The organism is Shewanella sp. Shew256 (genome assembly GCF_002196695.1).
GTDB lineage: Bacteria > Pseudomonadota > Gammaproteobacteria > Enterobacterales > Shewanellaceae > Shewanella > Shewanella mangrovisoli.
The window spans coordinates 161,257-183,226 of the sequence record NZ_NAJR01000002.1; the positions used below are offsets into that span (position 1 = coordinate 161,257).

A 21,970-nucleotide genomic window follows, 5' to 3' on the forward strand; every position below is an offset into this window, starting at 1 on the left:
TTAGTGTTTAGCCCTCGATTTGAGGCTGTTGATGGATAAGTTATGGCATTGAATTTTCCCAATATCGATCCCGTGATCGTGAAGTTTGGTCCCTTTGATATTTTTGGACAAACCTTTGAACCCGCCCTGCGTTGGTATGGATTTACTTACCTAGTTGGCTTTGTCGCCGCCATGTGGTTACTCAATCGTCAGGCCGACCGCTCCAATGGTTTATGGTCGAGGGAACAGGTTTCCGATCTGCTGTTTTATGGCTTTTTAGGGGTGATTTTAGGTGGCCGTATCGGCTATGTGCTCTTCTATCATTTCGATTACTTCCTCGCTAGCCCAATGTATTTGTTTAAGATTTCAGAAGGCGGTATGTCTTTCCACGGCGGCTTGATGGGGGTGATTACCGCCATGATATATATCGCCTGGAAGCAAAAGCGTACCTTCTTTGCGGTCGCAGATATGGTGGCGCCCGTGGTGCCCATTGGCTTAGGCGCGGGGCGGATCGGTAACTTTATCAATGGTGAGTTGTGGGGCCGTGTCACCGATGTCCCTTGGGCTATGGTGTTCCCAAGTGGTGGACCAGAACCTCGTCACCCATCTCAACTCTATCAATTCGCCCTTGAAGGGGTGGCCTTATTCCTGCTCCTCTATTGGTTCAGTAAACGAACGAAGAAAGTCGGCGCCGTGTCGGGCATGTTCTTACTCGGATACGGGATTTTCCGTGTGATTGTTGAAACCGTAAGACAACCCGATGCGCAGTTAGGTCTCTACTGGGGCTTTATGACGATGGGGCAGATCCTCTCTGTGCCGATGATCCTCTTCGGTTTATATTTAATTCTTCGTCCAGAGGGTAAGCAGTAATGCAACAGTATTTAGACTTGATGAAGCACATCTTAGCCGAAGGTGTGGATAAATCAGACCGCACAGGTACCGGCACTCGCTCGGTGTTTGGTTATCAAATGCGTTTCGATTTGAGTAAGGGGTTCCCCTTAGTCACTACCAAGAAATGCCATATGCGATCGATTATTCATGAGCTATTGTGGTTCCTGAAGGGCGACACCAACATTGCTTATCTGCGTGAGAATAAAGTCAGTATTTGGGACGAATGGGCCGATGAAAACGGCGATTTAGGCCCTGTTTATGGCGCACAGTGGCGCAGCTGGCCGACCCAAAGTGGCGATGCTATCGATCAAATTGCTCAGGTGATTGCACAAATCAAATCTCAACCCGATTCACGTCGTTTAATTGTGTCGGCGTGGAACGTGGGTGAACTGGATAAAATGGCGCTGGCACCTTGCCATGCCTTTTTCCAATTCTATGTTGCCGATGGCAAATTATCCTGTCAGCTGTACCAGCGTAGCTGTGATGTGTTCTTAGGCTTACCTTTCAATATTGCCAGTTATGCGCTGCTGACCATGATGGTGGCACAGCAATGTGATTTAGCTTTGGGTGACTTTGTGTGGACGGGCGGCGATACCCACTTGTACTCCAACCATATGGAACAAACGGCGTTGCAGTTAAGCCGCGAGCCAAGACCGTTACCCACCATGACAATCCTGCGTAAACCTGCTTCAATCTTTGATTATCAATTCGAAGATTTCGAGCTAACTCACTACGATCCACACCCGCATATCAAAGCCCCTGTCGCCGTTTAATGGCGAATTAATCGACTAACACCTCGGAATTACCGAGGTGTTTTGTCGAAACTATCGATTATACTTGTTTTTTTTCTTCGTCTACACTCAGTTCATTATGATTTTTTGGAGTGCAAGATGGAAAAAGCAATTAGAAATTTTCTGAGCCAAGAATCGGCTGGCGGCATCCTGTTATTGGTTGCTGTTGTCTTAGCTATGCTAATGGCCAATTCTCCTCTAGCGGGACTCTATCAAGGTTTTCTCGGTACTGAAGTACAAGTGCGCGTGGGTGCGCTCGATTTGCATAAGCCGCTGTTGCTGTGGATTAACGATGGCCTGATGGCATTGTTTTTCTTACTGATTGGCTTAGAGGTGAAGCGTGAACTGTTAGAAGGTGCCTTATCCAGTGTCGCTCAGGCTTCACTGCCAACCTTCGCGGCGATTGGTGGTATGTTAGTGCCGGCTGGCATTTATCTGCTATTCAACTACGGCGATCCTGTAACCCAAGCGGGCTGGGCCATTCCTGCTGCAACCGATATTGCGTTTGCACTCGGCATCATGGCGTTGCTGGGTAGCCGCGTGCCTGTGGCATTGAAGGTCTTCCTACTGGCGCTCGCTATTATCGATGATTTAGGTGTGATTGTGATTATTGCGCTCTTCTATAGCAGCGATCTGTCAACCATTAGCTTAATTATTGCCAGCATTGCGATTGTCGGTTTAGTGGCCTTAAACCGTAAAGGCGTGACCGCATTAGCACCCTATGGCGTGTTGGGACTCGTTCTGTGGGTCGCGGTATTGAAGTCAGGCGTCCACGCCACCTTGGCTGGGGTGATTATTGCCTTCTGTATCCCATTGCGAGCAAAAGATGGTAGTTCACCCTCTGAGCATTTAGAGCATAGCCTGCACCCTTGGAGCACCTTCCTTATCCTGCCAGTCTTTGCCTTTGCCAATGCGGGTGTGGCCTTAGGTAACATGAGTTTAGATACCCTGATTTCCCCTGTACCTGTCGGGATTGCATTGGGACTCATGTTAGGTAAGCCGATTGGTGTAATGTTGTTTAGTTATGTGGCCGTCAAACTGAAGTTAGCACAATTACCCGATGGGATTGGTTGGAAGCAGATTGCGCCAGTGGCGGCAATGTGTGGTATTGGTTTTACGATGTCGATGTTTATTGCTTCGCTGGCATTTGAGCAAGCAGACCCTATGTACGGCGACTTAGCGCGCCTTGGCACCTTGATAGGCTCAATTCTGGCGGCCTTGATCGGGTATTTCTGGTTATCAAAAGTGTTACCTAAAAAAGGAGTATAACTATGATAAATATGAAATTAGTAGGAATGGCAGCACTGTTAACACTTTCTTCAAGCGCAATGGCTTCGCAGATTGATGCCTGTAACAAGGATGTCGCATCACAAACCTGTCAAAGCTACCTTGAGGGCATAGTCGATGGCGCGTTAATGTTTAAATCTGAGGCATTAGGCGCGCGGCTTGAAACCAATGGCTATGAGTCTAGGGCGCTTAAGTACCGCGGCGGTAAACGTTTCCAAGAGGCTAATCGTACTTATTGCGCCAACCGTATTCCGGATAGAGACAGTTTAGTCTCTGGCGTAACGGAAGCGGTTAGCACGGGGACTGCAGCCGATTTAGAACAGCTGCAGGGAATAGTAGTTAACTTATTGGATTGTCAGCGTTTAAAATAGCGCAATCGACTCATCATTTGTTAAGCTGAGTCACTGCGATCCGACATACCGCAGCCCTTCAGGCTGCGGTATCCATTAGAGGAAGCTCATTGGCGATGCTGCATCTTAATTACAACCATCTTTATTATTTCTGGATGATCAAGAAGAAGGGCTCTGTGGCCAAGGCGGCCGAAGCCCTTTGTCTGACACCTCAAACCATCACGGGGCAAATTCGCGCCCTTGAAGATCGCCTTAACGGTAGTCTATTCAAACGTGTCGGACGCAATTTAGAGGCGACGGAACTCGGTGAGCTGGTATTTCGTTACGCCGATAAGATGTTTTCCCTCAGTTATGAGATGCTCGATTTACTCAACTATCAAAAAGATGACGCCATTTTATTTGAAGTGGGTATCGCCGATGCCTTGTCTAAAGCTTTGGCGAGTCGCGTATTACTTTCTGTGGTGCCTAATGACGGCTCTATGCACCTTGCTTGTTATGAAGCAACCCACGAAAGTTTAATGACCCGTTTACGCGAGCATAAACTGGATATGATCCTCTCGGACTGTGCGGGTGAGTCATTGAAATATCCTGAGATTTTATCGAAAAAACTGGGTGAGTGTGGCGTGAGTTTTTTCTCCGCCGAAACCTACAGCGCCGATTTCCCGGCTTGTTTAGAGCAAGGGCAATTGCTGATCCCCGGCCGTAGAACATCACTTGGGCAACAATTATACCGTTGGTTCGATGAACAAAATCTAAAAGTTAGCATCCTCGGCGAGTTTGACGATGCGGCGATGATGAAGGCCTTTGGCTACCTGAAATGCGGGATCTTCGTCACACCGTCGGTCTATCCTCAAGAGGTGATTTCCCATGGTATGCATCTCCTAGGTGAAACCTTAGATGTGAAGGAAGAATACCATGTGATGTTTGCCGAGCGGATGATCCAACATCCCGCGGTGAAACGTTTATTAGAGACGGATTTCAGTGATTTATTTTCCGGATTAGACAGCCAAGTTCAGCGGTGTTAAACCGAGTTTCAATACGGCTTGCATCGACACTCTACGGCGTGAACTGGTAAACTAAGGCGAAATTAGTTTTGGGAGAATTAACTTGGAGTTAATGAACATTGCACGGGTCCGCTGGGCATGTCGCCGCGGAATGCTCGAATTGGACGTCTTGTTCCAGCCTTTCGTCGAAAATGTTTATCAGGATTTGTCGGATGACGACAAGGCCCTATTCATTCGTTTACTCGAGTGTGAAGACCCTGAATTATTTGCTTGGTTTATGGGTCATGAAGCCTGTCCCGATGCAGAGCTTGCCCGCATGGTAGTGCAAGTCCGTGGCAGAGCGGCGCCATAGTTTTAGCGTAAAAGCCTCTCGCGACCAACGACTCTCGTTGGTCGTTTTTGTTTGTGTCTGCAGTACCTCTTTACTTATCTGGCCTGAAACGGATGTCGTATTTTGGCGTGTGCTTAAGTTGGTCTTCGCCGTTTTAATCCTCGGATTCTTGGGCTATCAGTTATGGCTACTGAGAAGTTGGCATTGCCGTTTTGAGCTGAATGGAAAAGGGGAAGGCTGGCTCTCGACGGGGGAGGCGTTTCATGTGCTCCCGAAAACTTGGGTAACGCCCTTTGTTTGCTTGGTTTATTATCAGTCCGCCGATAAGTTGCATCTGTTGCCCCTGTGGGCCGATATGTTTAGCGATACAGATTACCGCCACTTATGCCGGCTATTACTTAAAGTTAAAACTCAGACGACGAGCCAACGCGAGTCCTTGTAATTTAAATCTAAATTGGTTCCTTCAGCCTAAATAAAACGGGCTAAATCTGAGTAGATTTAGCCCGTTAAAAGTATCCCTTAAGCAACTCGGTTATTTTTCAGGTTGCAGAATCGTTGGTTGCGGTGAGTCTACTTTCTCGGGATGGTCGATATTGTAGTGCAGGCCACGGCTCTCTTTACGATCCATAGCGCAGCGGATAATTAGCTCCGCCACTTGCACTAAGTTACGCAGTTCCAGCAGGTTATTGCAGACTCTGAAGTTGCTGTAATACTCTTGGATTTCCTGCTGCAACATCAGGCAGCGGCGCAATGCACGCTCCAAGCGTTTATCTGAGCGGACTATCCCCACATAGTCCCACATAAACAGGCGCAGTTCGTGCCAGTTGTGGGCAATTACTACTTCTTCATCGGAGTTGGAGACTTTACTCTCGTCCCACGCCGGAATTTGCCCCGGTAATGGAATTTTGTGCATTTGGCTCTCAATATCCTGCGACGCAGCGCGGGCAAATACCAAACACTCTAGCAGCGAGTTACTCGCCAAGCGGTTCGCACCATGTAAGCCGGTATAGGCGACTTCGCCGATGGCATAGAGACCATTGAGGTCGGTTTGACCGTGTAAGTCCGTCATCACTCCACCACAGGTGTAGTGGGCGGCAGGCACCACTGGAATGGCATCCTTAGTGATATCAATACCCAGTTCCAAGCAGCGACTATAGATCGTTGGGAAGTGCTTGATGATAAAGTCGCTATCTTTATGGCTGATGTCTAAGTAGACGCAATCGGCACCTAAACGCTTCATCTCATAGTCGATGGCGCGGGCCACGATATCGCGGGGCGCGAGTTCGGCGCGCTCGTCAAAGTCAGGCATAAAGCGGCTGCCATCGGGGCGACGCAAATAAGCTCCTTCACCGCGCAGGGCTTCGGTTAGCAGGAAGTTACGCGCATCGGCATGGTAAAGGCAAGTTGGATGGAATTGATTAAATTCCATGTTGGCCACACGGCAACCTGCACGCCACGCCATGGCAATACCATCGCCACTCGCCACGTCGGGGTTTGAGGTGTATTGGTAGACCTTAGAGCTACCGCCCGTGGCTAATGCGACAAATTTTGCCTTAATGGTTTCGACCTGCTCGGCATTACGGTTCCACACATAAGCGCCTAACACACGATTGCCAGGGCGATTTAATTTACGGGTGGTGATGAGATCGATGGCGTTGTAACGTTCTAAAACTTGAATATTGGGATGGGCGAGGGCGCGTTCTTGCAGTGTAGTTTGCACTTCTTTGCCCGTCGCATCGGCGGCATGCAGAATGCGTCTATGGCTGTGGCCGCCTTCGCGGGTCAAATGATAAGGCGCGTCTTTGGCATTATCGCCAGCGGTTTCTTCTTTATCGAATGCCACGCCACATTCAATTAACCATTGCATGGCGCTTTTGGCGTTTTCAGCGGTAAAAGTTACCACTTCCTTATCGCACAAGCCGGCACCAGCCACTAACGTATCGGCCACATGGGATTCGATGGTGTCACTTTCATCGAACACGGAGGCGATACCGCCTTGGGCGTAGTATGTTGACCCTTCCGAGAGTGGGCCTTTTGAGAGCAGAATTACGTTTGCTTTTTCAGCAAGATGCAAAGCTAGTGTCAGACCTGCGGCACCGCTACCTATGACTAATATGTCAGATTGGTGTTCAACTACTTGTTTCATCGGGTATCATGCTATGACTGAGAGTGCCATCTATGGTAAACCAACTCACCGATTATGGGTACTTTCCTTTTAACCTTACTTTTTTTGTATAATTCTTAGAACTTTTTCAAAGCACGCTAGTCTACATAAGTGAATATGATTCGAGCGACTGAGAAATCAGCATTTTAGATTTGGGAGAAGTCGGCTCGGATGAGTGGACAAATAAGTGATCAACAATTAGTTGAGCGCGTACAACGGGGAGATAAAAACGCTTTTAACCTGTTGGTGCTTAAATATCAGAGTAAAGTAGTGAGCTTGATTTCACGCTATGTGCGTAACCAAGCCGACGTTACCGATGTGGCACAGGAAGCGTTTATCAAAGCTTATCGAGCTTTGCCAAACTTTCGCGGAGAAAGTGCGTTTTATACCTGGTTGTACCGCATAGCCGTAAACACGGCTAAGAATTACCTCGTGTCACAGGGGCGCAGAGCGCCTGCAAATGATGTGGATGCCGAGGATGCCGAATACTACGAAGGCAGTGATGCGCTAAAGGAGTTTGCCTCCCCAGAGCGACTAATGTTATCGGACGAAATCAAAAAAGTGGTTTTCGAGACATTAGAAACCTTGCCGGAAGAATTACGTATGGCGATTTCGCTGCGTGAACTCGATGGGATGAGTTACGAGGATATTGCCATCATCATGGATTGCCCTGTGGGTACCGTAAGATCTCGTATCTTCCGCGCCCGTGAAGCAATCGATAAAAAACTCCAGCCATTACTGGAAGAGTAACACCCTTAAATTTAGACAGGTGAACAATGGATAAATTAGGTCAAGAATGGGTATCTGCCGCTGTCGATGGAGAGACAGATCTGCAGACTATGGCAGAACTTGCTGCCGATACGCATTCACATAATAAATGGCGTAACTATCATGTGATAGGTGATGCTATGCGGGGTGAATTGCCCCAGGCTATGGCGTTAGACCTTTCCGCCAGTATTGCAGCTGCAATCGAACTTGAGCCTGCCATTGTCTCGCCTCAAGTGAGCGCGCCTGAAGTCACAGCGGCTCCACAGCAAGTGGCTGTAAATGCTGGTCAAAGCCGTGTTGTGCCCTTATTCAAGCAGTTTGGTCAGTATGCGATTGCCGCTACTGTTGCCATGTTCGCCATCGTAGGCGTACAGAACTTTAACCAAACCGCCGATGATGCCGCCTCGCCATCGCCTGTGCTCATCACCCGTCCCTTGGTCGGTAGTGCATCGCCAGTGAGTTTACAGACAGGTCCAGTGCAGCAAAATCAGAGCTACACTAATGATCAAATGAATGAGCAACGTCGCCGAATTAATACTTATATTCAGGACCATATGTTGCAACAACGATTGAATACGGGTGCCGTTGTAGAAGACAATAGCGAGGTTATTCCCGTTCCTGTCAATCAGTAGTAAGGAGTTAGCTTGCGTCTAATCCTGTTGGCTTTGTTAGCCTTGGTATTCCCTGCAGTGGCGCAGGAAGATATGCCTGCCAAAGTCTGGCTTGAGAAAATGAGCCAGGCTTTAAAAGAGAAAGAGTTTAAAGCATCGATTATACAACTTCAGGCCGACCATATTCGGCCTTTGGTTTATCTTCACGGTAAGGTGAATAATCAAGAAGTTGCGTTTCTTGAGTACCTCAATGGCCCGCCAAAAAATGCGGTCAGAGTGGGCAATAGAGTCACCTTTATCGAACACGATCAACCCGCCTATAGCATCCTTTCTAATCATATTCAGGGCGTGTGGCCTGCGGCTTTCTCGTCAAAGATGAGTGACTTAGAAGTGGGGTATCAGTTTGTGCTCGGTGGTCGTACGCGCATTGCGGGACGTCCTGGTCAAATGATCCGTTTACTGCCAAATGATGAGTACCGTTACGGTTTCCAAATTTGGCTGGATATGGACACCTATCTGCCGCTGAGATACGACATGCTGACTCAAGATAAACAATTACTTGAACAGCTGATGGTGATTGAGCTGATTGAGTTAAATGAGCCGCCATCGATTCTACAGGAAGCCTATAAGCAAGAATGGCCTGCGGTTATCGACCAAGCTGAACGCCAAGATGGACAAAATTGGCAGTTTTCTTGGTTACCAGCTGGATTTAGCGTGGTAGTGCGAGATCACCACCGCTTAATTGGCAGTCACGAGGCGGTTGAATATATTGCCTTAACCGATGGCTTAGCCAGTATTTCTGTCTATGTCGCCCGAGCAGGTTCCACGCCATTACCCGAAGAGTTAATCACTCGTAATGGTTTGTCTTTGGTGTCTGAAAAAGTGGGTAATGCCGAAGTAGTTGCCGTGGGTAAAGTACCGACCGAAACCTTAGCCCGTATCGCAAAAAGTCTGATGTTAGAATAAGGCCTCTTATCATGATGGAAGAAGTGGCGCGGGTTGTCGCCTGCGATAATCAAGGTTGGCTGACCGTCGAGGTAGAGCTTAAAAGTACTTGTAAGAGCTGCAGCAGTAGCGAGTCTTGCGGTACATCGGCGGTAGCTCAGGCTTTTTCGGCAAAGACACAACAATTCTCCATTCAAAGTGAACGAAACTGCGAGGTTGGCGAACTGCTAAAGCTCGGTTTGCCTGAGAGCGTGATCCTGAAAGCGGCGGCCTTAGTTTATTTGATACCGCTGCTTGGTTTATTTGCTGGCGCGGTATTTGGCCAGTTTTTCGCAGGTTTGTTTGAAATCAATTCGGATCTCAGTGCGATAGCCTTTGCAGCCTTAGGTGCGTTAATGGCTTGGTTCTTTGGAAAGCACAAGGCAAAACAACTCGAAGTCGATTCGCAACCTGTCATTTTGGCTTATTTAGGCTCAGTGATCAGTTTAGAAAAATTACCCGTTTAATTTCATGTTGTTATTGATTTTAATCTGGCAATAAACTCCGGCTGAGAGCCACATTTCCCGACTTAAAGAGAAGGATGAGTGAATCTGATTGGTATTGAAACCGCAATCAGGTACAATTTCGCACCTTTGAACCGTATCCATTTTTCAGTATTAGTCATAGCAGCATAATGAAACACATTAGAAACTTCTCAATTATTGCCCATATCGACCATGGTAAATCGACGCTATCAGATCGTCTGATTCAGGTTTGTGGCGGGTTAAGCGACCGTGAAATGGATGCGCAAGTTCTTGATTCTATGGATCTAGAGCGTGAGCGCGGTATCACGATTAAGGCCCAGAGCGTCACGTTGGAATACAAAGCCAAAAATGGCGAAACTTACCAACTTAACTTTATTGATACCCCTGGCCACGTTGACTTTTCCTATGAAGTATCTCGTTCATTAGCCGCCTGTGAGGGCGCGCTGCTCGTGGTGGATGCGGGGCAAGGCGTTGAAGCTCAGACGCTTGCAAACTGTTACACCGCGCTGGATATGAATCTGGACGTAGTTCCTATCCTGAACAAAATCGACTTACCCCAGGCCGATCCTGAGCGCGTAGCCGCTGAGATTGAAGACATCGTGGGTATCGATGCGATGAACGCTGTGCGTTGCTCGGCCAAAACCGGCGTGGGTATTGACGAAGTATTAGAAGTCATCGTTGAGCAAATTCCGCCGCCAGAAGGCGACCCAGAGGCGCCGTTACAAGCGCTGATCATCGACTCTTGGTTTGATAGCTACTTAGGCGTTGTTTCTCTCGTACGTATTAAAAACGGCGTGTTGAAGAAAGGTGACAAGTTTAAGGTGATGTCTACCGGACAAAACCACACCGCAGACCGCGTCGGTATTTTCACGCCTAAACAAACCGATAAAACCGAACTGAAAACCGGTGAAGTAGGTTTCGTTATTGCGGGTATTAAAGAGATTCATGGTGCACCAGTGGGTGATACCTTGACGCTGGCTAAGCATGGCGCTGAAAAGCCATTACCCGGCTTTAAGAAAGTGAAGCCTCAGGTTTACGCTGGTGTGTTCCCAATCTCGACCGATGAATATGAAAACTTCCGCGATGCGCTGAACAAACTCAGCCTCAACGATGCGTCATTATTCTTCGAACCTGAAAGTTCATCAGCCCTTGGTTTTGGTTTCCGTATTGGCTATTTAGGCCTGCTCCACATGGAAATCATTCAAGAGCGTTTAGAGCGTGAATACGATCTTGACCTTATCACGACGGCACCTACCGTAGTGTATGAGGTGCTGTTGACCAGTGGTGAAACCATCTATGTTGATAACCCTGCAGACTTGCCGGCGATTAACAACATCGAAGAGATGCGTGAGCCAATCGTTGAAGCTAACATTCTGGTGCCAAAAGAATACTTAGGTAACGTGATCACCCTGTGTATCGAAAAACGCGGTACCCAAGTGAACATGGTTTACCACGGCAATCAAGTGGCCGTGACTTACCATCTGCCAATGGCGGAAGTTGTGATGGACTTCTTCGACCGCTTAAAATCAACCAGCCGTGGTTATGCATCGTTAGAATACAACTTCATCCGCTTCGATCCTGCGGACATGGTGCGCTTAGACATCTTAATCAACGGCGACCGTGTAGACGCATTGGCGATGATTATTCACCGTTCAAACATTCGTCACCGTGGTTTGGCGCTGGTTGAGAAGATGAAAGAGCTGATCCCACGTCAGATGTTTGATATTGCGATTCAAGCCGCTGTTGGCAGCCAAATTATTGCCCGTTCTACCGTAAAAGCCTTACGTAAAGACGTAACGGCTAAGTGTTACGGCGGTGACGTTTCCCGTAAGAAGAAACTCTTGAATAAACAAAAAGAGGGTAAGAAACGGATGAAACAAGTGGGTAACGTTGAGGTGCCGCAAGAGGCCTTCTTAGCGGTACTTAAGCTAAACGAGTAACACTCGAGATAACACAATTTAGCTATTATTGCGCCGCAGTTTGCGGCGCTTTACTTAGCTTATCGTATGTTTTGTGGTGTTTTTTTAGAAATACGGTAAGTTAACTAAAGTTCGCGAGTCGAAATACAATAGTCGCTGAGTTTGGATCTTTACATTTCAAGGCAGGAGTTCAATAAGCAATGGCAGCCTATTTTTCCATTATTTTAGTGCTAGTCACCCTGATTTCTGGGTTGATCTGGTTAATCGATGTGCTGGTATTTGCGCCTAAACGCCGCGAAAGCTTAGCCTTAGCCAAGGCTTCGCAGGCTAATTTAACCGAGGAAGCTGAATATAACATCATCCGCGAACCCACAGTGGTTGAAACCGCGCACTCCATCTTCCCTGTGATTGCCTTTGTGTTGATCCTGCGCTCGTTTATTTACGAACCATTCCAAATTCCCTCAGGCTCTATGATGCCAACCCTGTTGGTGGGTGACTTTATTCTGGTGGAAAAGTTTAGCTATGGCCTAAAAGATCCCGTATGGCGCACTAAACTGATTGAAACGGGCGAGCCGAAACGTGGCGATGTGATTGTGTTTAAATATCCTGAGAACCCTCAGATTGACTACATCAAGCGCGTGGTGGGTTTACCGGGCGATCGGATTATCTACCGCAACAAGCAGTTGATGATCCAAAAAGCCTGTGGCGCCGAGCAAACCCATTGCCCTGAGCCAGAACTGGTGGCGCGTACCGAAATCAGCCGTGGTGATTTCAGTCAAGATGGTGTGCCATTAATTCGTTTTAAAGAACAACTCGGTGAAGTGGCCCACGATATTTTAATCAATCCAAGCCGCCCCGATATGCTGGGATACTTCAAGCGTGAAGCGAACTTACCTGCGGGTGAGTTCCTTGTACCAGAAGGCCATTATTTTGCGATGGGTGACAACCGGGATAACAGTACCGACAGCCGTTTCTGGGGCTTTGTCCCAGAAGAAAATCTTGTGGGTAAAGCGGTCGCTATCTGGATTAGTTTTGAGTTTGACCGTTCTAAAGCCGACTTCCTGCCAACTTGGGTGCCAAGTGGAGTACGTTTTGAACGAGTAGGTGGAATTCACTAGTATGGAACCGATTAAAAATTTGCCACGTTTGTGTCGTACTTTGGGCTATGAGTTCAAGAACCTTGAGCTTCTCACCCAAGCATTGACCCACAGAAGTGCGGCAAATAAGCACAACGAGCGGTTAGAGTTTTTAGGCGATTCGATTTTATCGATTGTGATTTCTGATGCCTTATACCATCAGTTTCCTAAGGCGACTGAGGGTGACTTGAGCCGGATGCGCGCGACCTTAGTGCGTGGTGATACGCTCACCTTGATTGCTAAGGCCTTTAAGCTTGGGGATTATTTATTCTTAGGCCCCGGCGAGTTAAAGAGCGGTGGTTTTAGACGTGAGTCCATCTTGGCCGATGCGGTCGAGGCGATTATCGGCGCAATCTACTTAGATTCCGATCTCGAAGTGTGCCGTAAGTTATTACTGCATTGGTACGCCGAGCGTTTGGCCGAGATCCAACCCGGTGTGAATCAAAAAGACGCGAAAACCTTACTGCAAGAATATTTACAAGGGTTAAAGAAACCGCTACCCGATTACCAAGTAATCAACATAGAAGGCGATGCCCACGATCAAACATTCACCGTTGAATGTCGTATAGATGACTTGAGCGAAAGCGTGATTGGCGTAGCGAGTTCGCGCCGTAAAGCCGAGCAGATTGCCGCGGCTCAAGTATTGGAGTTACTGAAGAAATGACCAAAAAAACAGACTTGCCAGCTGTCGATGCCGCTAACGCGAGCAATGAGCCGAGCTTAGATGAATTACTGGCAAGGATGAATGCAGCGAGCGCGGCGGCGCCGTCTGTTCACTATGATGTGACCTACTGTGGCATGGTGGCCATTATTGGCCGCCCTAACGTGGGTAAATCGACCCTGCTGAACCGTTTGCTTGGGCAAAAGATCAGTATTACCTCGAAAAAGCCGCAAACGACGCGTCATCGTATCATGGGGATCCATACCGATGGCCCGCGTCAAATCGTGTTTATCGACACACCGGGTCTGCATATTGAAGAGCAGCGTGCGATTAACCGTTTGATGAACCGCGCGGCGGCGAGCTCGCTTGCCGATGTGTCTATGGTGATTTTTGTGGTCGATGGTATGACATGGACCGCCGATGATGAAATGGTGTTAAGCAAACTTCGCCGTGGCGGTGAAGAGCGTAAAACTGTGTTAGCCATCAACAAAGTCGATAATATCAAAGACAAAGAAGCCCTTTTCCCTTATTTGGAAGAAGTGGCCAAGAAGTACCCCTTCGATGAAATTCTGCCGATTTCTGCCAGCAAGGGCACTAACGTTAAGCGCATTTTAGAGATGGCGGCAGAGTCTCTGCCCGAGAATCCCTTCTTCTTCCCAGAAGATTATGTGACCGACCGTTCGCAACGTTTTATGGCTTCTGAAATTGTCCGTGAAAAACTGATGCGCTTTTTAGGTGATGAATTGCCCTACGATGCGACGGTTGAAATCGAGCAGTTTAAGATGATGGAAAACGGCGTTTATCAAATCAACGCCCTGATCTTGGTTGAGCGCGAAGGCCAAAAGCGGATGGTGATTGGTAGCAAAGGTGAGCGCATTCGTACCATCGCCACGCAAGCGCGCCTCGATATGGAAACCTTGTTTGATAACAAAGTGTTCCTCGAAGTGTGGGTGAAGGTCAAATCCGGTTGGGCCGATGATGAACGCGCCCTGCGAAGCTTAGGCTATGGTGACGATTAATCGTTACTGATGATAGGCCGAGCCTTACCATGAACGAGCGCGCAGACCGATGAAACGGGGGTATGTTTTGCATCATCGCCCTTACCGGGAGTCTAGCGCGCTGGTCAATCTCTTGGTTGACGGTATTGGTCGTGTCGATGCTGTCGCGCGAGTCGGGAGCGGTAAACGCTCCATCAAAAGTATTCTCCAACCTTTTCAGCCGCTGATTTTTGAATTTAGCGGTAAGTCTGAACTCAAAAACATCAGCCAAATTGAAGCGGCCGCGCCAGCCGTGCCTTTATCGGGTTACAGCCTGTATGCCGGCATGTATATCAATGAGTTGCTGATGCGTACCCTGTCGGTTCACCATAATGCCGAGGCGTTATTCCTCATCTACCATCAAGCCTTGGTCGGGCTCGCAGCGCAATTCTGTGAGTCGAAGCTGCGCTACCTTGAGCTGGCGCTTTTGCGGGAACTCGGGGCTATGCCATCCCTTATCCGCGATACCCAGGGCGAACCGCTGATCCCTGAGCATTACTATCAGCTCGTGCCAGAACTGGGCTTTCAATTTGTGCTGAACAGCAGGGCAAAGCATACCTATCAAGGCGCGATGTTAACCGCTCTTAACGATAATCAATTGTTGCAAGAACAGTTTTTAGAGGCCAAACGATTGATGCGGTCTATGCTGCAACCCTTGCTCGGAAATAAGCCGCTGGTGAGTCGGCAGCTATTTATTCAAGCAACCGCCTCAAGCAGAGATGGGAATAATTAGCCCTAGCTCCTGTTTTTTACTGTCTGTCCCAGTACAATAGGGCGCAAATCAGCGTTAATTCTAGCCTTACAAACATAAAGGAGTTCCCGATGAGCCGTATCTTATTGGGTGTTAATATCGACCATATTGCGACCCTGCGTCAGGCTCGCGGCACCAGTTATCCTGATCCTGTCCATGCGGCGGCGGTTGCCGAGCATGCGGGTGCCGACGGTATCACGATTCATTTACGGGAAGACAGACGTCATATTATCGACCGCGATGTGTATCTGTTGGCAAAAACCTTAAAGACGCGGATGAACTTTGAATGTGCCGTGACAGAGGAAATGCTCAACATCGCCTGCGAAGTCAAACCGACCTACGTTTGCTTAGTCCCTGAAAAACGTCAAGAAGTGACGACTGAAGGTGGTTTAGATGTGGCTGGTCAACTAGATAAAATCACTGCCGCGGTAAGCCGTTTAGCCGCCAATGGTATTCAAGTGTCACTGTTTATCGATGCCGATAAGACGCAAATCGATGCCGCCGTCGCCTCTGGCGCGCCACTTATCGAAATCCATACCGGTTGCTATGCCGACGCTAAAACAGCTGAAGAAGAAGCCAAAGAGCTTGCACGTATCAGCGAAATGGCGAAATACGCCCATGGCAAAGGCTTAGTCGTGAATGCGGGCCACGGGCTGCATTATCACAATGTTAAGCCGATTGCGGCGATCCCAGAGCTGTATGAACTCAATATTGGCCATGCCATTGTCGCGCGTGCGGCCATTGATGGCTTAGTGACAGCGGTTAAAGACATGAAAGCGCTGATGTTAGAAGGTCGTCGAGGCGAATAATGGCAATCGTTGGGCTTGGCACTGACATAGTTGAAATCGAGCGTATCACTGCCCATGTAGCACGTTCCGGCGATAAGCTGGCCAAACGTGTACTGACAGAGGCTGAGTTCGATATCTATCAACAGCATAGCCAACCGAGTCGCTATTTGGCTAAACGTTTTGCCGCCAAAGAGGCCGCAGCTAAAGCCTTGGGGACGGGGATTGGTCGAGGGGTGTCTTTTCAGCATATCCACATTGGGAATACGCCCGATGGTGCGCCGACGATTGATTTTACACAAGGGGCGCAGCAGCGTTTAGCCTTGCTCAACGGCGTGGTCGGGCACATTTCAATCGCGGATGAAAAATCCTACGCCATTGCGACGGTTATCCTTGAATCTCGCTAATCTGTTACCCGTTACCATAAAGGGAGCCTTAGCTCCCTTTTTTACTGCCTCAAAAAACCTAGCAACATTTTTGTTACTTTTTACTGTTCAGTCTCGTATTTTTGGGCTAGGTTAGGTCAAAAGTGGTATCTAGACACTAATTTGCAGGGACACAGCAAAAGGAGCCCCAGATGAAATCCGCCGTAGAGCAGCTATCAACCTATAAGAGTGTGCATTTGAATCAGCGCAATATACTAACCCATTTCGTTGGTATCCCATTGATTATATGGTCTGCTTTTCTATTACTAGCGACTATCCGTATTCCACTTGGCGGCGCGAGTGATGTGAGTTTAGGTGTGATTTTAGGGGCTGGTGTGTTGGTTTATTACTTTCGCTTACATGCGAAGTTAGCGATTGGCCTAGCTTTATTTATCGCCCCCGTCGTATATACCACTGAGCTAATGGCAGATTCTCCCAACGCCTTCTGGTTGGCTATATCGGTATTTATCGTGGGATGGATTTTTCAGTTGATTGGCCATCAATACGAGAAGGCCAAACCCGCTTTTGTGGACGATTTAAACCAACTGTTAATTGGCCCGTTCTTCTTAATGGCCGAAGTGTATTTTATCTTGGGGTTGGAAAAGGAGTTAGACGCCGAGATTACACCTATCGCTATCGAAAAGCGCCGAGCACTCGAAGCACGTCTAAAGACGCAAAGCGTTAAATAATTTCTTGGGGGAGAGGAGAATCGGCTGAATTCCATTTGGATTCAGCCGATTTTTTATATGGGAACGTTAGCGTGGAGACTGATAATGCTGCGGAATGATACGTACTGTTTTGACCATATTGTCAGCAACTTCAATGACTTCTAATGGGTAACCCGCTAGGCGCAGGCTAGTGTTCTCGGCGGGGATATCCTCTAAATACTCTAAGATCAGGCCATTGAGGGTTTTAGGGCCATCGGTTGGGAAATCCCATTTCATTTCTTTATTCAAATCACGGATAGTGATACTGGCATCGACTAAGTAGCTTCCATCCTGTTGTGCTGTAATATCTTCACTCGGTGTGGCTAGCATAGAGGTAGTGAAGTCGCCGACAATTTCTTCGAGAATATCTTCGAGTGTCACCAATCCTTGAATATCACCGTATTCATCGACCACTAGGCCGATGCGCTCCTTATTGTGCTGAAAGTTGGCTAATTGCACGTTGAGCGGCGTACCTTCGGGAATAAAGTAGAGTTCTTTTACCGCACGTAGCAATGAGGATTTACTGAACTGCTCTTTTGATTGCAGACGCAGCGCGTCACGCAGATGAATAAAACCAACGGCATCGTCAATGGTATCTCGGTATACCAACACTCGAGTATGCGGGCTTTGGATCACTTGGCGATTGATAAACTTAAAGTCATCGTTGACGTTAATCGCGTAGATATCCGAGCGCGGCACCATGATGTCTTCAACGGTCACTTTTTCTAAATCGAGAATCGATAGCAGCATTTCTTGGTGGCGTTGGGGGATCAAGGCGCCAGCCTCATGCACTACGGTGCGAAGCTCCTCTTGGCTGAGGGCCTCATTAGTCTTGACCGAATGCACCCCAATCAGGCGCAACAAGGATGAGGTGATGATGTTCATGATGCGCACTAATGGCGACAGAATCACGAGTAACCAGCGCAGTAAAAAACTGGAGGGGAAGGCGATAGGTTCAGGGTGCAGCGCCGCCAAGGTTTTGGGTGTCACTTCGGCAAAGACCAGTACTAACAGGGTTAATACACCAGTGGCAATGGCTAAGCCCATCTCGCCGTATAAACGCATGCCTATAATGGTAGCGACCTGGGCCGCTAGGATATTAACGAGGTTGTTGCCGATGAGGATCACACCAATCAGCTTATCTGGACGATCGAGAAGTTGCAGTGCACGCTGCGCCCCTTTGTGACCGTTGGAGGCGAGATGTCTTAAGCGATAACGGTTAAGGGTCATCATGGCGGTTTCTGAGCCCGAAAAGTAGGCTGAGATGAGAATAAGCACCAGCAAGAAAATGAGGAGTGCGCTTGTCGATATAGCGTCCAAAAATAGGCTCCAATCAGGCCGATAAGGTTAAGTTGATACCGAGAAATAAACGGGGTGTCAAGTCAGCTCAGGGAATTAGCGCCTAAGCTGACTCGAAATTATTAACTAAGAATTAACTCTTTGACAATCCGAGCGCCAAAATAAGCTAAGGATAACAAGGTCGCGCCGGTTAAGGTGTAAATGACCGCGGTGCGAATTTTACAGCCAACCCAATACTGCTGCCATAACATGGCGATGTACACAAACCACGCGATGATAGACAGAATCGCCTTATGGCCTTTGCCATCGGCAAACATATCATCGAGGAAGATAAAACCAGTGGCGAGGGATAAACTCAGTAAAATTACGCCAATAATCACAAGATGATAGAGCTGTTTTTCTACCGTCATCAGCGGCGGAATGCCTGGGCTTAGCATTAATTGTTTCTTCTTGAGTTTATTTTGGATCATCGCCAGCTGAATCGCGTACAGGGCGGCGATCATCAGGGCGCTGTATGCCATAAGTGAGAGCACTACGTGGGCCAAGACCTCAGGGTACAGTTCAAAGTGAGTAATAAACTTAGGCGGCAATAACCAGAGTAGGGCTACAGAGAGCACAGAACAGGCGTAAACCACGGGCACAACCACAATCACTTTTAGCCTAAACATCATCACGGTAAAGGTGAAGGCGATGATCCAGTTCACTAACGAGATCACATTAGTGAGGCTGAAGTTTTGTCCATCGGTTGTAAAAATCGCTTGAGAAAGGGCGGCAGCGTGCAAAATCACGGCGATGGCGGCGACACCGGCAACGGCCTTTCGATTAGGGCCTTCAGGATGGAACAGTCGACTTGTCACTAATACCAATGCGATGCAATAAAAAAACATGGCTGAGGCAGAAAAAATGACCATGGGTAATTAACCTATTTGTGTTGTTAATGGTGCCTTGAAAACGGGGCATACAGATCAATATTTTGCCTAGAATAACATGAGCCGTCGGCAAATGGGCAGTGACATAAGTTGCAAAATTTAGCAGATTCTTATTGTTAGACGTAAATAGTCGTAGGCGAATCGCAAAATATGACCTAAAGCAGGTTAGTTGCCGAAGTTAACGCAAGTAGGGCATAGCAGTAGCATAATGCGCCCGCATCGTTATAATACAGCCCATTAATCGAGATCCTAAAGGTATAGAGCAGGACGATGTTTGAGAATCTAACCGACAGACTGTCACGCACGCTGAAAAATATCAGTGGCCGTGGTCGCTTAACCGAAGAAAACGTTAAGGAAACCCTGCGCGAAGTGCGTATGGCGCTGCTGGAGGCCGATGTTGCCCTGCCTGTGGTGCGTGAATTCGTTAACAATGTAAAAGAACGTGCCGTTGGTCAGGAAGTGGCGAAGAGCTTAAGTCCTGGTCAAGCCTTTATTAAGATTGTTCAAAGTGAACTTGAAAAATCCATGGGCGAGGCAAACCAAGCTCTGGATTTAGCCACTCAGCCGCCTGCGGTGGTGATGATGGCGGGTCTTCAAGGTGCGGGTAAAACGACCAGCGTTGCCAAATTAGGTAAGCTGCTGCGTACGCGCCATAAGAAATCGGTTCTGGTCGTCAGTGCCGACGTTTACCGCCCTGCAGCGATTAAGCAGCTAGAAACCTTAGCGACCGAAGTCGATGTGGAGTTTTTCCCATCGGATGTGAGCCAAAAGCCAATCGATATCGCCAAGGCGGCCATTGCCCACGCTAAGCTTAAATTTATCGATGTGGTGATCCTCGACACTGCGGGCCGTCTGCACGTCGATGAAGCCATGATGGATGAAATCAAGGCGTTGCACGCGGCGGTTAAACCGATTGAGACACTGTTCGTGGTCGATGCCATGACGGGTCAAGACGCGGCAAACACGGCTAAAGCCTTTAACGAAGCGCTGCCGCTCACCGGTGTGATTTTAACTAAGGTCGACGGTGATGCGCGCGGCGGTGCGGCATTATCGATTCGTCATATTACCGGCAAGCCGATTAAATTCCTTGGTGTTGGCGAGAAGACCGATGCCTTAGAGCCTTTCCATCCAGACCGTATCGCTTCACGTATTCTCGGCATGGGCGATGTATTATCGCTTATCGAAGAAGTTGAGCGCGGTGTCGATAAAGACAAAGCGATGAAGCTGGCTTCCAAAGTGAAGCAGGGCGGAAGTTTTGATCTCGAAGATTTCCGCGAGCAGCTACAGCAGATGAAAAACATGGGCGGCATGATGAGCATGATTGAAAAGCTGCCCGGTGTGGGTCAATTGCCACCCGATGCCTTAGCGCAAATCCAAGACGGTAAAATGACCCGTCAAATGGAAGCCATCATTAACTCAATGACGGCCAAAGAGCGCAAAAACCCCGATTTAATCAAGGGCTCACGTAAGCGCCGTATCGCTGCGGGTTCTGGTACGCAAATTCAAGACGTGAATCGTTTATTGAAACAGTTTACCCAAATGCAAAAGATGATGAAAAAGATGTCGGCCAAGGGCGGCATCCAGAAGATGATGCGCGGAATGCGTGGCATGATGCCTGGCGGCATGAAATTTCCAGGCCGTTAATTCCGGCGATTTTCATCAAAGTTGATGTTTTATCAGTTGGTTGATTCTATTTGAAATGAGGCGGGCAATCCTAAGGCAGGTTTAATAATCGCCAGATTTGGTTGCATTCGTTGAAAAGTCAGGTAAAATCTTCCGGCTTTCTATCTGGGACTCTTCGCGAACACGGGGTTCCAGTTTTTATTTTTGCTTCAAGCAAATCATTAGAGGATTGAAAACGCATGGTTACCATTCGTTTAGCTCGTGGTGGCGCTAAAAAGCGTCCATTTTACAACATCGTTGTTGCTGACAGCCGTAACGCTCGTGACGGTCGTTTCATTGAGCGTGTCGGTTTCTTCAACCCATTGGCTCGTGGCCAAGAAGAAACTTTACGTTTAGACCTAGCTCGCGTTGAGCACTGGGTTGCGAACGGCGCTGCGACAACTGATCGCGTAGCAAAATTGATCAAAGACGCTAAAGCAGCTGCTTAATAGCGTTAAGGTATAGATTGATGAGCAGTAACCAACAGCCAGTCGTACTGGGGAAATTAGGCTCCTGTCATGGCATTAAAGGTTGGCTGAAAATCACCGCCTATACCGATTCTGTTGAAGGTATCTTTGACTATTCACCTTGGCTTATTAAAGAAAATGGTGAATGGCGCGAAGTAAAAGTCATTCAGTGGCGTTACCAAGGTAAGGCGGTTGTCGCCGAGCTTGAAGGTGTCACCACGCGGGAGCGAGCACAAATGCTCACCAATTGCGAAATTGGGATCCTGCCAGAGCAGATGAACGATTTGCCAGAAGACGAGTTCTATTGGCGTGACCTCATCGGTTGTGAAGTGATTAATACCAATGGCTACAACATGGGTGTTGTCGATCAAATCGTGGAAACCGGTTCGAACGACGTGCTCTTAGTGAAAGCCAATGCGAAAGATAGCTTCGGCAAAGTGGAACGTATGCTTCCCTTTGTCCCAGGACAATTCATCTTAAAGGTGGATGTCCAAGGTAAACAGATTTTAGTGGATTGGGATCCTGACTTTTAAGTCGAGGTACAACA

25 protein-coding genes are annotated in these 21,970 nt (G+C 48.1%); 22 read left to right on the forward strand and 3 right to left on the reverse strand.

What is annotated here, in order from left to right:
- The first annotated feature begins 42 nt into the window (after window positions 1-42).
- The 7 genes from lgt (at window position 43) to B5P39_RS24865 (ending at window position 5,075) form a co-directional block, all read left to right on the forward strand.
- Window positions 43-849, forward strand: a complete 807-nt coding sequence (lgt, locus tag B5P39_RS03570) for a prolipoprotein diacylglyceryl transferase (RefSeq protein ID WP_011717885.1) — start codon at window positions 43-45, stop codon at window positions 847-849.
- Window positions 849-1,643, forward strand: coding sequence for a thymidylate synthase (thyA, locus tag B5P39_RS03575; RefSeq protein ID WP_086903299.1), 795 nt, complete (start codon window positions 849-851; stop codon window positions 1,641-1,643). Before lgt ends, thyA begins: the two co-directional genes overlap by 1 nt.
- A gap of 117 nt (window positions 1,644-1,760) precedes the next feature.
- A complete protein-coding gene (nhaA, locus tag B5P39_RS03580) occupies window positions 1,761-2,930 on the forward strand; it encodes a Na+/H+ antiporter NhaA (RefSeq protein WP_088210495.1) in 1,170 nt (389 codons plus the stop codon).
- 2 nt (window positions 2,931-2,932) lie between these two features.
- Window positions 2,933-3,319 carry a hypothetical protein gene (locus B5P39_RS03585; protein ID WP_011717882.1) on the forward strand — a complete coding sequence of 129 codons (387 nt, stop codon included), beginning with the start codon at window positions 2,933-2,935 and terminating at the stop codon, window positions 3,317-3,319.
- A 95-nt stretch (window positions 3,320-3,414) separates the two neighbouring features.
- Complete coding sequence (gene nhaR / locus B5P39_RS03590; RefSeq protein ID WP_088210496.1) at window positions 3,415-4,323, forward strand: transcriptional activator NhaR; 909 nt, start codon at window positions 3,415-3,417, stop codon at window positions 4,321-4,323.
- Window positions 4,324-4,405: 82 nt separating this feature from the next.
- Window positions 4,406-4,654 (forward strand): FAD assembly factor SdhE, encoded by a 249-nt coding sequence (locus B5P39_RS03595; RefSeq protein ID WP_084294861.1) that lies wholly within the window; start codon window positions 4,406-4,408, stop codon window positions 4,652-4,654.
- Window positions 4,635-5,075, forward strand: a complete 441-nt coding sequence (locus B5P39_RS24865) for a protein YgfX (RefSeq protein WP_088210497.1) — start codon at window positions 4,635-4,637, stop codon at window positions 5,073-5,075. The genes B5P39_RS03595 and B5P39_RS24865 overlap by 20 nt, the downstream gene beginning before the upstream one ends.
- Before the next feature lie 90 nt (window positions 5,076-5,165).
- On the opposite strand, the gene nadB is transcribed toward B5P39_RS24865, so the two are convergent.
- A complete protein-coding gene (gene nadB, locus B5P39_RS03605; protein WP_088210498.1) occupies window positions 5,166-6,779 on the reverse strand; it encodes an L-aspartate oxidase in 1,614 nt (537 codons plus the stop codon).
- Between the two features lie 189 nt (window positions 6,780-6,968).
- On the opposite strand from nadB, the gene rpoE reads away from it, so the two are divergent.
- The 12 genes from rpoE to B5P39_RS03665 all read left to right on the forward strand — a co-directional run bounded on the left by rpoE (window position 6,969) and on the right by B5P39_RS03665 (window position 17,048).
- Window positions 6,969-7,547 (forward strand): RNA polymerase sigma factor RpoE, encoded by a 579-nt coding sequence (gene rpoE, locus B5P39_RS03610; protein ID WP_011623604.1) that lies wholly within the window; start codon window positions 6,969-6,971, stop codon window positions 7,545-7,547.
- A gap of 26 nt (window positions 7,548-7,573) precedes the next feature.
- A complete protein-coding gene (locus B5P39_RS03615) occupies window positions 7,574-8,197 on the forward strand; it encodes a sigma-E factor negative regulatory protein (protein WP_088210499.1) in 624 nt (207 codons plus the stop codon).
- Between the two features lie 12 nt (window positions 8,198-8,209).
- The gene (locus tag B5P39_RS03620; protein WP_011717876.1) at window positions 8,210-9,142 is read left to right on the forward strand and encodes a MucB/RseB C-terminal domain-containing protein; all 933 of its coding nucleotides are present in this window, start codon (window positions 8,210-8,212) and stop codon (window positions 9,140-9,142) included.
- An 11-nt stretch (window positions 9,143-9,153) separates the two neighbouring features.
- Window positions 9,154-9,627 (forward strand): SoxR reducing system RseC family protein, encoded by a 474-nt coding sequence (locus B5P39_RS03625; protein ID WP_088210500.1) that lies wholly within the window; start codon window positions 9,154-9,156, stop codon window positions 9,625-9,627.
- Between the two features lie 167 nt (window positions 9,628-9,794).
- Window positions 9,795-11,585, forward strand: coding sequence for a translation elongation factor 4 (gene lepA / locus B5P39_RS03630; RefSeq protein WP_088210501.1), 1,791 nt, complete (start codon window positions 9,795-9,797; stop codon window positions 11,583-11,585).
- 179 nt (window positions 11,586-11,764) lie between these two features.
- Complete coding sequence (gene lepB, locus B5P39_RS03635; RefSeq protein ID WP_011623599.1) at window positions 11,765-12,682, forward strand: signal peptidase I; 918 nt, start codon at window positions 11,765-11,767, stop codon at window positions 12,680-12,682.
- 1 nt (window position 12,683) lies between these two features.
- Window positions 12,684-13,364, forward strand: a complete 681-nt coding sequence (gene rnc, locus B5P39_RS03640) for a ribonuclease III (RefSeq protein ID WP_011626882.1) — start codon at window positions 12,684-12,686, stop codon at window positions 13,362-13,364.
- On the forward strand, window positions 13,361-14,380 hold the full coding sequence (era, locus tag B5P39_RS03645) for a GTPase Era (protein ID WP_011623597.1): 1,020 nt from the start codon (window positions 13,361-13,363) through the stop codon (window positions 14,378-14,380). Before rnc ends, era begins: the two co-directional genes overlap by 4 nt.
- Window positions 14,381-14,429: 49 nt before the next feature.
- Complete coding sequence (gene recO, locus B5P39_RS03650; protein ID WP_088210502.1) at window positions 14,430-15,131, forward strand: DNA repair protein RecO; 702 nt, start codon at window positions 14,430-14,432, stop codon at window positions 15,129-15,131.
- Between the two features lie 89 nt (window positions 15,132-15,220).
- A complete protein-coding gene (pdxJ, locus tag B5P39_RS03655; protein ID WP_088210503.1) occupies window positions 15,221-15,958 on the forward strand; it encodes a pyridoxine 5'-phosphate synthase in 738 nt (245 codons plus the stop codon).
- Entirely contained in the window at window positions 15,958-16,341 is a 384-nt protein-coding gene (gene acpS / locus B5P39_RS03660; RefSeq protein WP_011623594.1) for a holo-ACP synthase, read from the forward strand. Before pdxJ ends, acpS begins: the two co-directional genes overlap by 1 nt.
- Window positions 16,342-16,511: 170 nt before the next feature.
- The gene (locus B5P39_RS03665; RefSeq protein ID WP_088210504.1) at window positions 16,512-17,048 is read left to right on the forward strand and encodes an Mpo1 family 2-hydroxy fatty acid dioxygenase; all 537 of its coding nucleotides are present in this window, start codon (window positions 16,512-16,514) and stop codon (window positions 17,046-17,048) included.
- Window positions 17,049-17,114: 66 nt separating this feature from the next.
- Here the strand turns inward: B5P39_RS03665 and B5P39_RS03670 are convergent, their stop codons facing one another.
- Window positions 17,115-18,386, reverse strand: coding sequence for an HlyC/CorC family transporter (locus B5P39_RS03670; RefSeq protein WP_088210505.1), 1,272 nt, complete (start codon window positions 18,384-18,386; stop codon window positions 17,115-17,117).
- A gap of 101 nt (window positions 18,387-18,487) precedes the next feature.
- Complete coding sequence (locus tag B5P39_RS03675) at window positions 18,488-19,276, reverse strand: cytochrome C assembly family protein (RefSeq protein ID WP_011717866.1); 789 nt, start codon at window positions 19,274-19,276, stop codon at window positions 18,488-18,490.
- Between the two features lie 288 nt (window positions 19,277-19,564).
- Here B5P39_RS03675 and ffh point away from each other — a divergent pair, with 288 nt between their 5' ends.
- The 3 genes from ffh (at window position 19,565) to rimM (ending at window position 21,956) form a co-directional block, all read left to right on the forward strand.
- Entirely contained in the window at window positions 19,565-20,938 is a 1,374-nt protein-coding gene (gene ffh, locus B5P39_RS03680; RefSeq protein WP_011623589.1) for a signal recognition particle protein, read from the forward strand.
- A 218-nt stretch (window positions 20,939-21,156) separates the two neighbouring features.
- Window positions 21,157-21,405, forward strand: coding sequence for a 30S ribosomal protein S16 (gene rpsP, locus B5P39_RS03685; RefSeq protein ID WP_011071566.1), 249 nt, complete (start codon window positions 21,157-21,159; stop codon window positions 21,403-21,405).
- 20 nt (window positions 21,406-21,425) lie between these two features.
- The gene (gene rimM / locus B5P39_RS03690) at window positions 21,426-21,956 is read left to right on the forward strand and encodes a ribosome maturation factor RimM (protein ID WP_011717865.1); all 531 of its coding nucleotides are present in this window, start codon (window positions 21,426-21,428) and stop codon (window positions 21,954-21,956) included.
- Window positions 21,957-21,970: the final 14 nt, after the last annotated feature.

Coding starts and splice junctions, on each gene's coding strand:
- lgt (WP_011717885.1), top strand. CDS start 43: ATGGCATTGAATTTTCCCAATATCGATCCCGTGATCGTGAAGTTTGGT.
- thyA (WP_086903299.1), top strand. CDS start 849: ATGCAACAGTATTTAGACTTGATGAAGCACATCTTAGCCGAAGGTGTG.
- nhaA (WP_088210495.1), top strand. CDS start 1,761: ATGGAAAAAGCAATTAGAAATTTTCTGAGCCAAGAATCGGCTGGCGGC.
- B5P39_RS03585 (WP_011717882.1), top strand. CDS start 2,933: ATGATAAATATGAAATTAGTAGGAATGGCAGCACTGTTAACACTTTCT.
- nhaR (WP_088210496.1), top strand. CDS start 3,415: ATGCTGCATCTTAATTACAACCATCTTTATTATTTCTGGATGATCAAG.
- nadB (WP_088210498.1), bottom strand. CDS start 6,779: ATGAAACAAGTAGTTGAACACCAATCTGACATATTAGTCATAGGTAGC.
- rpoE (WP_011623604.1), top strand. CDS start 6,969: ATGAGTGGACAAATAAGTGATCAACAATTAGTTGAGCGCGTACAACGG.
- B5P39_RS03615 (WP_088210499.1), top strand. CDS start 7,574: ATGGATAAATTAGGTCAAGAATGGGTATCTGCCGCTGTCGATGGAGAG.
- B5P39_RS03625 (WP_088210500.1), top strand. CDS start 9,154: ATGATGGAAGAAGTGGCGCGGGTTGTCGCCTGCGATAATCAAGGTTGG.
- lepA (WP_088210501.1), top strand. CDS start 9,795: ATGAAACACATTAGAAACTTCTCAATTATTGCCCATATCGACCATGGT.
- lepB (WP_011623599.1), top strand. CDS start 11,765: ATGGCAGCCTATTTTTCCATTATTTTAGTGCTAGTCACCCTGATTTCT.
- rnc (WP_011626882.1), top strand. CDS start 12,684: ATGGAACCGATTAAAAATTTGCCACGTTTGTGTCGTACTTTGGGCTAT.
- era (WP_011623597.1), top strand. CDS start 13,361: ATGACCAAAAAAACAGACTTGCCAGCTGTCGATGCCGCTAACGCGAGC.
- recO (WP_088210502.1), top strand. CDS start 14,430: ATGAAACGGGGGTATGTTTTGCATCATCGCCCTTACCGGGAGTCTAGC.
- pdxJ (WP_088210503.1), top strand. CDS start 15,221: ATGAGCCGTATCTTATTGGGTGTTAATATCGACCATATTGCGACCCTG.
- acpS (WP_011623594.1), top strand. CDS start 15,958: ATGGCAATCGTTGGGCTTGGCACTGACATAGTTGAAATCGAGCGTATC.
- B5P39_RS03665 (WP_088210504.1), top strand. CDS start 16,512: ATGAAATCCGCCGTAGAGCAGCTATCAACCTATAAGAGTGTGCATTTG.
- B5P39_RS03675 (WP_011717866.1), bottom strand. CDS start 19,276: ATGGTCATTTTTTCTGCCTCAGCCATGTTTTTTTATTGCATCGCATTG.
- ffh (WP_011623589.1), top strand. CDS start 19,565: ATGTTTGAGAATCTAACCGACAGACTGTCACGCACGCTGAAAAATATC.
- rpsP (WP_011071566.1), top strand. CDS start 21,157: ATGGTTACCATTCGTTTAGCTCGTGGTGGCGCTAAAAAGCGTCCATTT.
- rimM (WP_011717865.1), top strand. CDS start 21,426: ATGAGCAGTAACCAACAGCCAGTCGTACTGGGGAAATTAGGCTCCTGT.